General features: G+C 45.0%; 9 protein-coding genes, 1 tRNA gene and 1 pseudogene. 5 read left to right on the forward strand and 6 right to left on the reverse strand.

Going from position 1 to position 13,480, the window contains the following annotated elements; all coding sequences use genetic code 11:
- Nucleotides 1-152: 152 nt before the first annotated feature.
- Nucleotides 153-226, reverse strand: a tRNA-Asp gene (locus GJQ68_RS20165).
- Between the two features lie 494 nt (nt 227-720).
- On the opposite strand from GJQ68_RS20165, the gene GJQ68_RS20170 reads away from it, so the two are divergent.
- The 4 genes and pseudogenes from GJQ68_RS20170 to GJQ68_RS23750 all read left to right on the forward strand — a co-directional run.
- Nucleotides 721-1,446 (forward strand): VIT1/CCC1 transporter family protein, encoded by a 726-nt coding sequence (locus tag GJQ68_RS20170; protein ID WP_394351332.1) that lies wholly within the window; start codon nt 721-723, stop codon nt 1,444-1,446.
- Nucleotides 1,447-2,047: 601 nt separating this feature from the next.
- Entirely contained in the window at nt 2,048-5,107 is a 3,060-nt protein-coding gene (locus GJQ68_RS20175) for a SusC/RagA family TonB-linked outer membrane protein (RefSeq protein WP_162419078.1), read from the forward strand.
- Nucleotides 5,108-5,133: 26 nt separating this feature from the next.
- Nucleotides 5,134-6,654, forward strand: a complete 1,521-nt coding sequence (locus GJQ68_RS20180; RefSeq protein WP_162419079.1) for a RagB/SusD family nutrient uptake outer membrane protein — start codon at nt 5,134-5,136, stop codon at nt 6,652-6,654.
- Nucleotides 6,655-6,843: 189 nt separating this feature from the next.
- Nucleotides 6,844-6,957, forward strand: a pseudogene (locus GJQ68_RS23750) (IS982 family transposase); the annotation flags it as partial.
- A 49-nt stretch (nt 6,958-7,006) separates the two neighbouring features.
- Here the strand turns inward: GJQ68_RS23750 and GJQ68_RS20185 are convergent.
- The 5 genes from GJQ68_RS20185 to GJQ68_RS20205 form a co-directional block, all read right to left on the reverse strand.
- Nucleotides 7,007-7,840: an alpha/beta hydrolase gene (locus GJQ68_RS20185; RefSeq protein WP_162419080.1), complete on the reverse strand. Its 834-nt coding sequence runs from the start codon at nt 7,838-7,840 to the stop codon at nt 7,007-7,009.
- 61 nt (nt 7,841-7,901) lie between these two features.
- Nucleotides 7,902-8,282 (reverse strand): hypothetical protein, encoded by a 381-nt coding sequence (locus GJQ68_RS20190; RefSeq protein WP_162419081.1) that lies wholly within the window; start codon nt 8,280-8,282, stop codon nt 7,902-7,904.
- 34 nt (nt 8,283-8,316) lie between these two features.
- On the reverse strand, nt 8,317-9,894 hold the full coding sequence (gene pckA, locus GJQ68_RS20195; protein WP_162419082.1) for a phosphoenolpyruvate carboxykinase (ATP): 1,578 nt from the start codon (nt 9,892-9,894) through the stop codon (nt 8,317-8,319).
- A gap of 123 nt (nt 9,895-10,017) precedes the next feature.
- A complete protein-coding gene (locus GJQ68_RS20200) occupies nt 10,018-11,280 on the reverse strand; it encodes an NAD(P)/FAD-dependent oxidoreductase (RefSeq protein WP_162419083.1) in 1,263 nt (420 codons plus the stop codon).
- A 160-nt stretch (nt 11,281-11,440) separates the two neighbouring features.
- Nucleotides 11,441-12,277 carry a 1,4-dihydroxy-2-naphthoyl-CoA synthase gene (locus tag GJQ68_RS20205; protein ID WP_202927984.1) on the reverse strand — a complete coding sequence of 279 codons (837 nt, stop codon included), beginning with the start codon at nt 12,275-12,277 and terminating at the stop codon, nt 11,441-11,443.
- Nucleotides 12,278-12,391: 114 nt separating this feature from the next.
- Here GJQ68_RS20205 and GJQ68_RS20210 point away from each other — a divergent pair, with 114 nt between their 5' ends.
- Nucleotides 12,392-13,465 carry an AMP-binding protein gene (locus GJQ68_RS20210; protein WP_162419084.1) on the forward strand — a complete coding sequence of 358 codons (1,074 nt, stop codon included), beginning with the start codon at nt 12,392-12,394 and terminating at the stop codon, nt 13,463-13,465.
- The last annotated feature ends 15 nt before the right edge of the window (nt 13,466-13,480 follow it).

Below are 13,480 nucleotides of genomic sequence, written 5' to 3' on the forward strand. Positions count from 1 at the left end.
CAGGCTTTTAAGCGGAATGGACAGCCTGTCCCGTATTTACGGGAGGACTCGAACCCGCGACCTTCCCGACGCGTCGGGACAATCTACCCAGCTGAGATTGGGTTAGGAAAGGGGTAAAACCAAAAAAGCCCGGGAAACCCCAGGCTTTTAAGCGGAATGGACGGGACTCGAACCCGCGACCTCCTGCGTGACAGGCAGGCATTCTAACCAGCTGAACTACCACTCCAATATTTTTTCTATAATTCGAACCGGCGACCTTCCCGACGAGTCGGGACATTCTAACCAGCTGAACTATTTCAATCTTTTACGAAATCGTCTGAGCAGGCTTTAGTCCCGATGCTAATCGGGATCGGCTATCATTTATAGATGATTTCAATGAACAAGCACTATATTTTTTCTTGTCTTGTTTTTTTCTTCTCTTTTGAAGTGATGCAAAGGTAGGAGAATGTTTTTTTTCACACAAGGGCAGGAAGAAAAAAAAATCCAGGTTAGTTTTATTGGTTTCATTCTCAATGAGATTGATTTAAGTCATGGTCTAAAACCGACTCCTTAAATTTGAATGGATTGAAAAAAAATGCCTATTGAATGCCGGTACCAAGCCGTTTAAACTTAATTATGAACCCTCAATACCCAGTTTTCGTTTTCGAAATCTTCATAAATTAAAGTTTATGGTTACCTTTCTAATTGTTACTTGCTGTTTTGGTAAATCATCCGATGAAAATGAAAGAATCAGAATTACACCAGGAAATACCTTTTTTTAAAAACCTTCAGGAATATTTGCGAGAGTTTGTCTATGGTGGAATAGACGGTGCCGTCACTACCTTTGCTGTGGTAGCCGGTGCCGTTGGGGCCAACCTGGACCCCATGGTTATCATTATACTTGGTTTCGCCAACTTGTTTGCGGATGGACTTTCCATGTCCATTGGAGCCTATCTTTCTTCTAAGTCTGAAAAGGAAAACTATGATAAACACAAAAACATAGAATACTGGGAGGTGGATAATTTACCCAAAAAGGAGCGGGAGGAAATCGAAGAAATCTACCAGGAAAAAGGTTTTGAGGGTGAATTGCTTCAGCAGGTGGTGGATGTCATCGTCTCTGATAGGGATCGATGGGTTAATGAAATGATGAAAGACGAACTCAACATGATGGAAGAAACCAAAAGTCCTTTTAAAATTGGATTGGCAACGTTGATTTCGTTTATTTTGATCGGATTTATTCCCCTTACCGTATACGTGTGGGATTATTTTTTTACCACCGCCTTCGACGTGTTTTTCTGGACTTGCCTACTCACCGGAATGGCCTTTTTATTTGTAGGAGCCCTGAAAAGTTGGGTAAACCAAACGGGGCTTTTTAGAAGTGTTGTTGAGACACTTGCATTGGGTTTTGTGGCGGCTTTGGTAGCCTTCTATGTGGGGGATTTACTGGAAGCATTTCTGGTAAAATAAAAAAAGGAGCCGATGGTTCGCAAAGACTCCTGGTATGGGTTTATAGTAACTGACTACAGCTATATTGTTTGGCAAATTGCCTTACTGAGTAAGTATTAAAATACTAATAATTCTTTAAACTTAACAAATTCAAACCGAAGGACAAGGGGCAAGCGTACTTATCTGTAATAAAAAAGTGAAATAGATATTTTATTTTGATAATCGACTTAAGGCAGAATAAAAATTTACATTTAAGGCGGTAAAACTTCTATTTAAGTGTATTTTAAACAATTAAAAAAGCTGTTTTGGCTTATCACTAATTGCTTATTGATCTCTTTTAGATCGGTAGATGCCTTATTCGGCTTATGAAATAGCGGTTGCTAATATTTCGTTCGTCTTATTCTAAGGAAATTATTGCACGCTTTGCAGGTACTATGTGCCAACTGCATTTATTCAGCTAATACTTTGGTATTTCCCTGTAAAATGATTAAAATTAATTTGAAATTTCTCTGAACTGCTTCAAATTGTTGGCTTTCTTCAAGTCTTTCTAAAGAAAGCGACCATTGGTGGACCTTTTAGTGAAGTTGATTAACAAATACCGTTAAACCTAAAATAGAAACCTATGAAAAACCTAGTCAAATTTGAGTGGAAGAGGGTGCCGTTTTGGTCTCTTTCAGCAAAAGTAGGGGCGATTGTGATGTTGTGTTTTATCAGCAGCACCCTTTTTGCCCAGCAACGTACGGTCACTGGGACCGTCACCTCCGCTGATACGGGAGAAACCCTTCCAGGAGTGAACATTCTTATTAAAGGAAGCTCGGTAGGAACGGCCACCGATATTGATGGAAATTACAGCATTCAGGTGCCCTCGGCCGATGCGGTATTATCGTTTTCTTTTATCGGGTTTGAAGTGAAAGAGGTTCGCGTTGGTAATAACAGCACTATAGATGCAGCAATGGAGCCCGAAATGTCAGCGCTGACTGAAGTCGTGGTGGTGGGTTATGGTACTCAGGAGAGGGCCAAAGTTACCGGCGCGATTTCTTCTGTGAGTAGTGAACAGATTCGCGCACTTCCGGTTCCGAACCTGGCTTCAGCCATTCAGGGCAGGGCTGCTGGTGTAAGTGTAACCAACGCTGGTGCCCCGGGAACCAGCCCCATTGTTCGAGTAAGAGGAATAGGTACCGTGGGCAACAACGATCCTCTCTATGTCATCGATGGCGTGCCAGCAGGAGGTTTGAACCAGATAAATCCGGCCGATATCGAATCGATCGAAGTGCTTAAAGACGCTTCCGCTGCAGCCATTTATGGATCCCGAGCTGCCAATGGAGTCGTTCTGGTGACGACAAAGAAAGGGGCACAGGGAGCACCAAAAGTGTCCGTAGATTCCTATTTCGGAACACAAACTGCCTGGAAGCAACTGGATTTGCTCAACAGAGAGCAGTATCTTGATTTTGGAAGTGATTTGCTGCTCAATGGAGGGGAGCCCATCCCGCAGCGTTTCGGCAATCTTGGTGAATTTGCCAATGTGGACACCGATTGGCAATCCGAAATGTTCCGATCGGCTCCCATTCAGGATCATAACGTGGCCATCAGAGGAGGAACCGAAAGCGTGCTGTACAATGTCTCTGTCGGCTACTTTAAGCAGGAAGGAATCATGCGGGGAACGGGCTTTGAAAGGGTATCTTTCAGGAGCAATACCGACTTTAAAATCAATGACCGGATCAGTATCGGTCAGACGCTTACCCTCGCATACTCCGATCGGGACAATGAACCCTTTTCTGGCGGGAGGAGTCAAATAGAACATATCGTTAAACAAGTACCGTACATACCTGTTCGTGATGCCAGCCGGTTGGGTGGGTTTCGCTCCCCGGACCGGGTAGATGGATCAGATCCTGAAAATCCCGTTCTAAATGCCGAATTGAGAACCAACAGACAACAGGATTTTAAAATTTTAGGAACGGGATATATCGATGTGGATATTTACGATGGACTATCCTACAAATTTTTGGTGGGGCTGGATATCGGTCTGGGAACCCAGGATCAATATACCCCCAGATTTGATGCAGGGGATTTTAATTTTCAGCCTTTTGCATCCATTCAGCAAAACCGGTCCACTTTCGTTTCGCCGCTGATAAGTAACCAGCTTTCTTACAATAAGACGTTTGGAGATCATACCATAGATGCGCTAGCCGTATTGGAGCAGCAAACCTTTAAGCAGACCGGGCTTCAGGGATTAGGACAAAACGAGTTGACCAATGATGTTCGGGTCTTGCAGGGGGTGCAAAATCAAACCACCAGCAGTAACGAGACGGAATATGCATTGATCAGCTATGTAGGACGGATAAATTATGATTATGCCCAAAAATACCTGATCAGTGCTTCGGTGCGAAGAGATGGTGGATCCAGATTTGGTCCGGCAAATAAATGGGGAACGTTTCCGTCCCTTTCATTGGGCTGGAGAATAAGTGAAGAGACGTTTATGCAGGCCGTTCCAGCGATCAGCGATCTGAAATTGAGAGCGAGTTATGGAGAAACTGGTAATGACCGTATCGGTGATTACGTATATCAGGGAACCATCAATAGTGATTTCTTTTATAATTTTAATGGTGCCCTTCAGGGAGGAAGTACTATCTCCTCATTGGCCAATGCCGATTTGAGATGGGAGACTACCATTATGCGAAATATTGGTTTGGATCTGGGGCTGTTTAATGATCGGTTCAGCCTCTCCGCTGAATGGTTTGACAACACGACAGAAGGAATGATCCTGGGCGTACCCATTCCTCCATCCCTTGGCTACGACGGCGCACCGGTGGCAAATGTGGGGAATGTATCCAACAAAGGCCTTGAATTTACGGCTGGTTACCGGAAGTATTCCGGAGCATTTCAATTTTCTCTGGATGGGAATATTGGGTTTGTCAATAATGAATTAACCTCTCTGGGAACAGGTAACACTATCTTTGGACCCGGATTTCAGGGAGATCAAATGACGTTCACTGAGGAAGGAGAGCCGATCGCCTATTTTTATGGCTGGCAGACGGATGGCATTTTTCAGGAAGGAGACGATACCAGTATGCAGTCCAATGCTTCTCCCGGCGATATCCGATTCGTAGATGTCAATGGAGACGGAACCATCTCCGATGCGGATAGAACCTTTCTGGGCCATTACTTACCTGACTTTACCTATGGACTAAACGCTTCCGCAAACTATAAAAATTTCGATCTGAACATCTTCATGCAGGGAGTTCAGGGAAATGAAATATTCAATCTGCTGCGTTTCCATACAGAAGGAATGACCCGGTTATTTAATGCAGGAACGCAGGTATTGGACCGGTGGACTCCGGAAATGCCAAATACAGATATTCCCCGGGCGGTTTCGGGAGATCCCAACCGAAATGCACGCGCCAGCTCCAGATGGATAGAGGATGGGTCTTATTTCAGAATCAAAAACCTGTCGTTGGGTTACACCATTCCCGCCGGAGCATTGGAGTCCTTTAGCAGAGGCTCGATATCATCCATCAGGGTGTACCTATCAAGCCAGAATTTGCTTACGCTAACCAATTACTCGGGGTATGACCCCGAAATAGCCGTTCGGACCGGGGTCGATTCCACCTTGGGAACCGGTATTGATTACGGTCAGTTCCCAGCTGCGCGGACCCTTATGGCAGGATTACAACTTACCTTTTAAATTACCGGGATAAAAGATACAAACCTATGAAAACGAAATATATAAGTATGATTATGATGCTCTTTGTAGGAATCGTTTCCTGCGACGAGGATAAATTGGATCCGGTAAACCCCAATCAATTGGGTATTGAAACGTTTTACCGAACAGGTCCTCAGTTAGAGGCTGCGGTTAATTCAGTATACGCCGGTCTTCAGGCTAATAATTTATACAATCGGGAATATTTTTTCCTTCAGGACCTGCTGTCTGATGATTGCGATACGGGCGGTCCCCAACTGGAAGCACCACGGGCACAGGTACTCAACCACGTTTTTGATGCATCCAACCCGGTAATTACGGCTAACTGGAGAGGATGGTTTCGAGTAGTACACCGGGCCAATCTGGTGTTGGAAAATGCCGAGAACACGGTAGAAGAAATAACGGATGACCTGAGGAGCAGAATCCTCGGAGAAGCGTATTTTCTCCGCGCCTTGGCTAATTTTGAACTGGTCAGTTTATGGGGCCCTGTCCCCTTGATGACTGCCTCTGCTTCTTCACCAGATGGACTGCCAAGGGCTTCTGAAGAAGAAGTATATCAGGTTATCTTCACGGATTTGCAGGAGGCCGTTAACCGACTTCCGCTGAAAAGCCAGTATTCAGGAGAGAATTTGGGGAGGGCTACCAAAGGTGCTGCGCAAGCATTGGCTGCCAAAGCCCATCTTTTTCGAGGTGATTTCCCAGCGGCGAGGCCATTTTTGGAAGCGGTCATCAACTCAGGAGAATATGAATTGGTGGATCGCTATTTAGATAATTTCGAAGCGGAGACCGAAAATAATTCCGAATCTGTTTGGGAAGTGCAATTTTCCGAAGAATTCGGAAATGCTGGTGGTTGGAATGCTGATGGAAGTAATATTGCCGAAGTGACGTTCCGTGGGCAGGAGTACGGTCCCACCGCCTGGAGAAATGTTATCCCTTCTATCAGCCTGGTAGAAGCTTATGAGACGGTAGAAAACGGGGCAGAGAAAGACGATCCCAGAGGGGAATATACCTTTTATAGAATTGGAGATACCTACAATAATGGTCAGAGCGTATTGACGGAAGACAAAGTTCAGGGTTCCACAGACCGACCCAGCTGGAAGAAATACCAGGCCATCTACAAAAGGGAAAATGAAGATACCAACTCGGGGATTAACTTTCGGGTAATCCGCTATGCAGATGTGCTTTTGATGATGGCAGAGGTGGAAAACGAAACCTCCGGACCTGCGGCAGCCTTGCCCTACATCAATCAGGTGAGAGCCAGAGCAGACGTGGGCATGCCTCCTTATCCCACCGCTCAGTTTCCAACTGGATCCCAGGAAGAAATGCGGTTGGCCATCATGCATGAAAGAAGGGTAGAGCTAGCGGGCGAGCAGGTTAGAAATCGGGATATCCGAAGATGGAGAAGGCAAGGCGTGTTGCCCTCCGAACCAATCCCAGAGTTTCAATCCAGAAATGACGTTCTGCCAATTCCATTGGTAGAAATTGATAACAACTCTGCCCTGTCTAACTCTGATCAGAACTCCGGTTATTGATTGGGCTTTATGCCAACTAAATGGTAAAGCCGCTGCAGATTTGTAGCGGCTTTTTTATGGGGTATTTTTTCCCTTTAGTTTAATCACATTATAGTAAGGTCACCTATCAATTCCCAAGGAACAAGCTCTTATTCGAATCCGAATCCTTTAGGTTTTCAATAATAATAACCCGGCGAAACCCGGGGATTATTTGGAAACTTCATCACAAATTTGATATCTGGCTTGATTGCCTGTACATTTTTTCCGGAAAAGCCCCGAATCAGGTACAAAGCCGTTCAAACGAACCAAATTGTACTAAATTAAAACCGAACTCAGTTAACGAATTTACCCGTTTTCAGAAATACAGATAGCATTAGTTTGCCTTAGGCATAAGACCTGTTTTTTGTAGAAATGCCTCGGTTTCTTCAAGGGTTTGAAGGTAGATTTCTTTGTTGCGCACATTAAAAAACCCATGCCCTTCACCCTCATAAAGGATCAATTCGCAATAGCTCCCCACTTTTTTCATGACCATGGTATAATATTGAGCGGTGACTACAGGGATCAAATGATCGTTGGTTCCGAGAAAAAAGAGGGTGGGCGGGGCTCCTTCAGCAAGGTTATGAAGGGGGGAAAAATCTTGGTATTGCGCGCCTATTCTTTCGTACCCGTATCCACCAGGTCCGTTATCAATAACCGGGTTGAAAAGCACCAGTGCTGCCGGTTGGGTACTGATTTCGGAATTTTCTTTTCCGTTAAATCTGGAAATCAGCGCCGTTGCTGCCGCCAAATGACCTCCCGCAGATCCTCCGGATGCAATTATTTTACTGCTGTCGATAGCTAGTCGTTCTGCATGTAGTTTGAGGTACCGGATCGCTGATTTGGCATCTTCCAGGGCATCAAAGGGGCTGGTTTGTTGCCTGCCGCGAACCCGGTAGTCCACCAGCACGGTGATCAGCCCTTTCTGAACGAAATGTTCGGCATGGGGCCGGAATTGTTCGATGCTACCCTGATTCCAACCTCCTCCGAAAAAGAAAACCATAGCAGGTTTGGGCGAATCGTTGCCGTCCGGAGAATAGATTTCGAGTGCTAGACTATCCTTGCCAGCGACCTTATACACTTCCCGTAGGGAAGTTTGGGCATACGCAAAATACACCATTGCCGGACCGATCAACAAGGGGAATAAAAGGAAGAAGGTTTTTTTGTTCATGTGAGGATAGTGTTATACGTTGTTCCCTGGGTTTTTATTATAGAAATTGGGGAATTATTGGTTAAAATCCAACTTTGTATTTCAGAATTATTGCATCTTCTTTGTCCGTTAACGTTTCAATACTTTTAAGGAGTTTTTCTTCGTATTTCCCGAAATAGCTGATATCCAACGCTCTTTTCCAATCATCCTGCTGCATTACCTGGTAAAAATAGCCATCTTTGGAATAACTTTTATTCCGAATTCCCAATAGTGCTTTTGTGATTTTTTTCTTACGAGTATCCGCTTGTATGAATACATCGTAGAAAGGAAATGTGGAAAGATTCTCGCGATTGAAATGGGGACTTTTTTCAATACCATATGCCAATAATTTTAGGACTTCCTCGCTGATGTCAATGTGCCCCGTATTAAAAGCGTAGTTTTGAGAAAGCAGGATTTTTTCCATAAATGCCTCTCCATTGAGCTCAAAATCATCTGGATTAATGGGGGCCTGCTTTTAAAATTTCCGGACTTACCTGTGATTCAAATTGTTTGAAATTTTTCACAAATAGGTTTACCAGCTTCAATTTCGTCTTATCAAATTTACTTTTATCCTCCCAGGTGTTTTCAGGCACCAGTATTTCAGCAGGGACTCCGGGGCAGGACAGGGGTATTTCCAGTCCAAACTCTTTTTCTTTATGAACGGCTACCTCATTAAAATCACCATGGTGAATGGCATCCAGGATGGCGCGGGTGTATTTGAGTTTGATTCGCGCCCCCAGCCCGTAATCACCCCCACTCCAGCCTGTATTTACCAACCAGGCATTCACCTTGTGCGTTTTCATTTTCTGGGCCAGGAGTTCGGCGTAGGTATTAGGGTGCCACATCATAAATGCGGCCCCAAAGCAGGCACTAAAGGTAGCTTGTGGCTCTTTTACTCCCATCTCTGTACCCGCCACCTTTGCCGTATAACCGGAGATAAAGTGGTAACTGGCCTGTTCGGGGCTGAGTTTGCTCACTGGCGGCAGCACCCCGAAGGCATCGCAGGTAAGGAATATAATGTTTTTAGGATGCCCGGCCATGCATGGAATCTGGGTATTGGCAATAAAATCAATGGGATAGGATGCCCGGGTATTTTGGGTAATGGAGGTGTCGCTGTAATCTACTTCGCGGGTGAGGGGGTCGAAAACCACGTTTTCCAAAACAGTGCCATAGCGAATAGCGGCAAAAATATCCGGTTCGTTTTCTGCGCTCAAATCAATTGCCTTCGCATAGCAGCCACCTTCGATATTAAAAACCCCTTCCTGATGCCAGCAGTGTTCATCATCCCCGATAAGTTTTCTTTTTGGATCTGCACTTAGGGTGGTTTTGCCGGTGCCGGATAATCCAAACAGCAGCGACACATCGCCCTGATCCCCCACATTAGCCGAGCAGTGCATGGGTAACACGTCCTGCATGGGCATCAGGTAGTTCATAATGGAGAAAATTCCTTTTTTCATTTCCCCGGCATACTCTGTTCCCAGAATGACGACTTCCTTTCTTTCCAGACTAATTCCGATGCTGGTTTTGGAGGTCATGTTGGTAGTAAAGTGGTTGGCAGGGAAACTACCGGCGTTAAAGATGGTATAATCCGGTTCCCCGAAGGTTTTTAATTCTTCTTCGGTGGGCATGATGAGCATGTTCTGCATAAACAAGGCATGGTAGGCCCGGGTGCAGATGATTCGGATTTTTAACCGGTATTTCGGATCCCATCCGGCAAAGGCATCGACTACATAAAGATGATCCCGGGTATTGAAGTAATCAATGGCCCTTTCTCTATTTACCAGAAAAGTATGCTCGTCCATTTCAAAATTCACAGGACCCCAATCAATGTTTTTTTCGGAGGCAGGCTGCCGTACAATGCGTTTATCTTTTGGACTTCGGCCTGTTTTCTTGCCTGAGTAAACCATCAAAGCACCCTTATTAGAGATGGCGGACCCTTTTTCCAGACGCAATGCCGATTCGTACAGAATCGCACGTTCGCTATTTCTAAAAGTCTCGGTTAATTCTATACCGTAGGTCCTTAAATCAAAATCCATAAATTGTTTTGGTTTCTTTTTATTTAAATTCGAAAATACAAATTGATCCATGAATTTTCAAAATTTGCTTCAAATAAAAAACCTGATGATCATCAGGTTTTATTAAAAACGGAACCGTTTTAGTTACATTTTTCCTCGCAGCATCTGATTCCAATAGAGATAAGGCAGCCCGTATTTTTTGAGCAGCCACATCGGATAGAGCTCTTTGCTAGTATCAAATATCTTGCTTAAAAGCGGGTCGCTGTCACGGACATTGTCGTATTTAAATTCGGCCAACACCATTTTTCCATAGCCCGTAACCAGCGGACAACTGGAATAACCCTCGTAGAGCTTCTCACCGATCTTATTGTGTTTGATCAATTGAATCAGGTTATTGGCGACGACCGGAGCCTGCTTTCGGATAGCCGCTCCGGTTTTGGCCGTAGGTAGTGCAGCCACATCTCCCAGAGCAAAAATTTCCGGATAGTCCAGGTGTTGCAAGGTATTGATATCTACTTTTACCCAGCCCTTTGAGGGGCCTTCCTGATGGGCAATTGGGGATTCCTGGATAAATTTGGGCGCTTCTTGTGGAGGCGCCAGGTGCAACATATCGTAGGGCATGACGATTTCTGTTTCCCCCACAATCTCCTCATTGATGCTGCTATCTTCTGTTCCAATACAGCTATTAATACCGGACTGGGAATACTTAAAATGGACTTTTTTGTTTTTGGAATCGATTTTTACAGGCGTATAAAACGGTTTGAAAAAGATATCTCGCTCCTGTATGATTTTGTTTAGGGTGTCGGCAAAATCCTTCACCCCAAAAATCACCGACCCGGGTGTGGCAAAGATGACGTTGGACTTTTTACGAAGTCCCTGCTTCCTTAGGTAATCCTCGGCCAGGTACATGATTTTTTGAGGTGCTCCTCCACATTTTATGGGAGTGGCAGGCTGGGTAAATACGGCATTGCCTCCCTTGAAGTTTTGCAAAACCTCCCAGGTATATTCCGGATCTACGTAATTTGAACAGACGCCGTCTTTTCCCAGGCTTTCTCTTAATCCTTCTATTCCATCCAGATTCATGACCAGTCCCGGAGCGACCACCAGGTAATCGTAGGTAAACTGTCCGGAGGATTTGGTACCGACCGTTTTTGTCTCGGGATCTATCGATGTGGCGGCATCCTTTATCCAATCCACTCCTTCAGGAATGTACTCCGCTTCTTCCCGGATGGTCTTCTGCATATCAAAAGTGCCAGCACCTACCAAGGTCCAGGCAGGTTGGTAATAATGCTTGTCGGAGGGTTCGATGATTGCGATCTGTAGGTCCTTCTCTGCTCTTTTTAGCCTGGCAGCCACCATGATTCCTGCCGTGCCTCCGCCTACAATTAAAATTTTATATTTCTTCATTAGTTTTTTTGGTTAATTGTTGCCCCAAAGAAGGAAGAAATAAGGAATTATAATGTAATAAAGATCACAAAGGAAAAAAGTAGTTGTAGCTTTCCTCCCTGGAAAAATTTACCACCAAGCAATTAATTATTAGAGTATGTAGATCCATTTAAAACAGATATCAGGGGATCCATTTGATATGCTTGAAGTTGGGTTTTCTTTTTTCGAGGAAAGCGTCGCGCCCTTCTTTGGCTTCCTCTGTCATATAGGCCAGACGAGTAGCCTCGCCCGCAAAGACCTGTTGGCCCACCATGCCGTCGTCGGTGAGGTTAAATGCGAATTTCAACATTTTGATAGAGGTAGGGGATTTTGCCAGAATCTCCTGGGCCCATTCATAGGCCGTATCCTCCAATGCCTCATGAGGAATGACCGCATTGACCATACCCATCTCATAGGCTTCCTGAGCGGTGTAGCTTCTACCCAAAAAGAAGATTTCCCGAGCTCTTTTCTGTCCCACCATTTTGGCCAGGTAGGCAGAGCCATATCCGCCGTCAAAACTGGTCACGTCTGCATCGGTTTGCTTAAAAAGGGCATGTTCTTTACTGGCCAGGGTAAGGTCACATATCACGTGCAAACTGTGGCCTCCTCCTACAGCCCAGCCAGGTACCACTGCTATTACGACCTTTGGCATAAACCGGATCAGGCGCTGTACTTCCAGAATATTTAGTCGGTGCATTCCGTCTTCGCCAACATATCCCTGTTTTCCCCGGGCCTTTTGATCTCCGCCACTACAGAAGGAATACACGCCGTCTTTGGGGGAAGGGCCTTCTGCAGATAGTAAAACCACGCCAATGCTGGTGTCTTCCCGGGCATCAAGAAAGGCATCGTAAAGATCACTGGTCGTTTGAGGGCGAAACGCATTTCGTACCTCCGGTCGGTTAAATGCTATCCGGGCTACTCCTTCACATTTTCTATACGTAATGTCCTTGTATTCTTTTACAGTGGTCCAATGAATCATTATACAGATGTTTTTTGTCTGCAAGATAACAGCCAAATGTCACATTTCAGAAATTATTCCAGGTAGATTCTCGACCATGGGTGGATTTTTTAGTTATTTTACAAAAAAGCACTGATGATCATTTTTGGAAACAAAACCTATACTCCCGAGGAGATCAATGCCGGCAAAAAAGGTAACTTGGAACCTGAGTTTGTGACTGCTTTTGAATTTTGCCGGCAATGGCTGAATGGAACGTCCTGCTTTGATCTGCAAACTTCGGGATCCACAGGTGACCCAAAGACGGTACGGGTACATCGCAAGCAAATGCTGGCAAGCGCTCAAGCTACCAGACGTTTTTTTGGCCTAAAAAAAGGGAGCCGAATGCTTTGCTGCCTGGATACAGGCAAAATTGCCGGAAAAATGATGTTGATTCGGGCATTGGAGTGGGAAGGCATACTAGTGGTTGTTCACCCAAAACAAAACCCTCTTGAAAATTTGCTGGATTACCATTTTGATTTTGCTGCGATGGTCCCCTTGCAGGTGGAAGCCTGCTACGGTCATGCGGATAGCCGAAAAGCCCTAAATCAGATCGAAGTGTTGATCGTTGGGGGAGCTCCGGTAAGTCCCGTACTTAGAGAAAAAATGAGGCAAATAAAGGGTAGGGTGTACCAAACTTACGGAATGACGGAGACGGTTTCGCATTTTGCCCTGGCGGATATGAAAGCCGATGGACCATTGGAATACCGGGCGCTTCCACAGGTAACGTTGAAGGTGGATAAGGCACAGAAGCTTTGTATTCAATCTCCCATGAGTGGCGAAGGCTGGGTCGTTACCAATGACCTGGTGGAAATGACATCTAGTCGCACCTTTATATGGAAGGGGAGGGCTGATTTTGTAATCAACTCCGGAGGAATAAAATTGTATCCGGAGTCGATTTTAGAGAAAATTAGCCCCCTACTTCAGGAGGTTTTTCCTAACAGAAATTCATTTCTTACCGGAATAGAGGACCCAAAACTCGGACAAGCACTTACCCTGGTCATTGAAGGTGATGAGGATACAGAAAGCGCAAGTCACCTGTTGAAAGCAGCAAAACGGCTGTTACCCCGCTATCAAGACCCAAAATCCGTCCTTTTTATACCCCACTTTTTGTTTACATCTACTGGAAAAATAGATCAATTACGTACCTTAGCATCATGGGAAAGGGATTGATTTGTTTGATTTTTG

The sequence above is a fragment of the Cyclobacterium roseum genome, from assembly GCF_010119225.1.
GTDB classification, from domain to species: domain Bacteria; phylum Bacteroidota; class Bacteroidia; order Cytophagales; family Cyclobacteriaceae; genus Cyclobacterium; species Cyclobacterium roseum.

Bases quoted from the DNA above. Each gene is read 5' to 3' on its own strand.
- GJQ68_RS20170 (WP_394351332.1), top strand. From the start codon at position 721: ATGAAAGAATCAGAATTACACCAGGAAATACCTTTTTTTAAAAACCTT.
- GJQ68_RS20175 (WP_162419078.1), top strand. From the start codon at position 2,048: ATGAAAAACCTAGTCAAATTTGAGTGGAAGAGGGTGCCGTTTTGGTCT.
- GJQ68_RS20180 (WP_162419079.1), top strand. From the start codon at position 5,134: ATGAAAACGAAATATATAAGTATGATTATGATGCTCTTTGTAGGAATC.
- GJQ68_RS20185 (WP_162419080.1), bottom strand. From the start codon at position 7,840: ATGAACAAAAAAACCTTCTTCCTTTTATTCCCCTTGTTGATCGGTCCG.
- GJQ68_RS20190 (WP_162419081.1), bottom strand. From the start codon at position 8,282: ATGGAAAAAATCCTGCTTTCTCAAAACTACGCTTTTAATACGGGGCAC.
- pckA (WP_162419082.1), bottom strand. From the start codon at position 9,894: ATGGATTTTGATTTAAGGACCTACGGTATAGAATTAACCGAGACTTTT.
- GJQ68_RS20200 (WP_162419083.1), bottom strand. From the start codon at position 11,280: ATGAAGAAATATAAAATTTTAATTGTAGGCGGAGGCACGGCAGGAATC.
- GJQ68_RS20205 (WP_202927984.1), bottom strand. From the start codon at position 12,277: ATGATTCATTGGACCACTGTAAAAGAATACAAGGACATTACGTATAGA.
- GJQ68_RS20210 (WP_162419084.1), top strand. From the start codon at position 12,392: ATGATCATTTTTGGAAACAAAACCTATACTCCCGAGGAGATCAATGCC.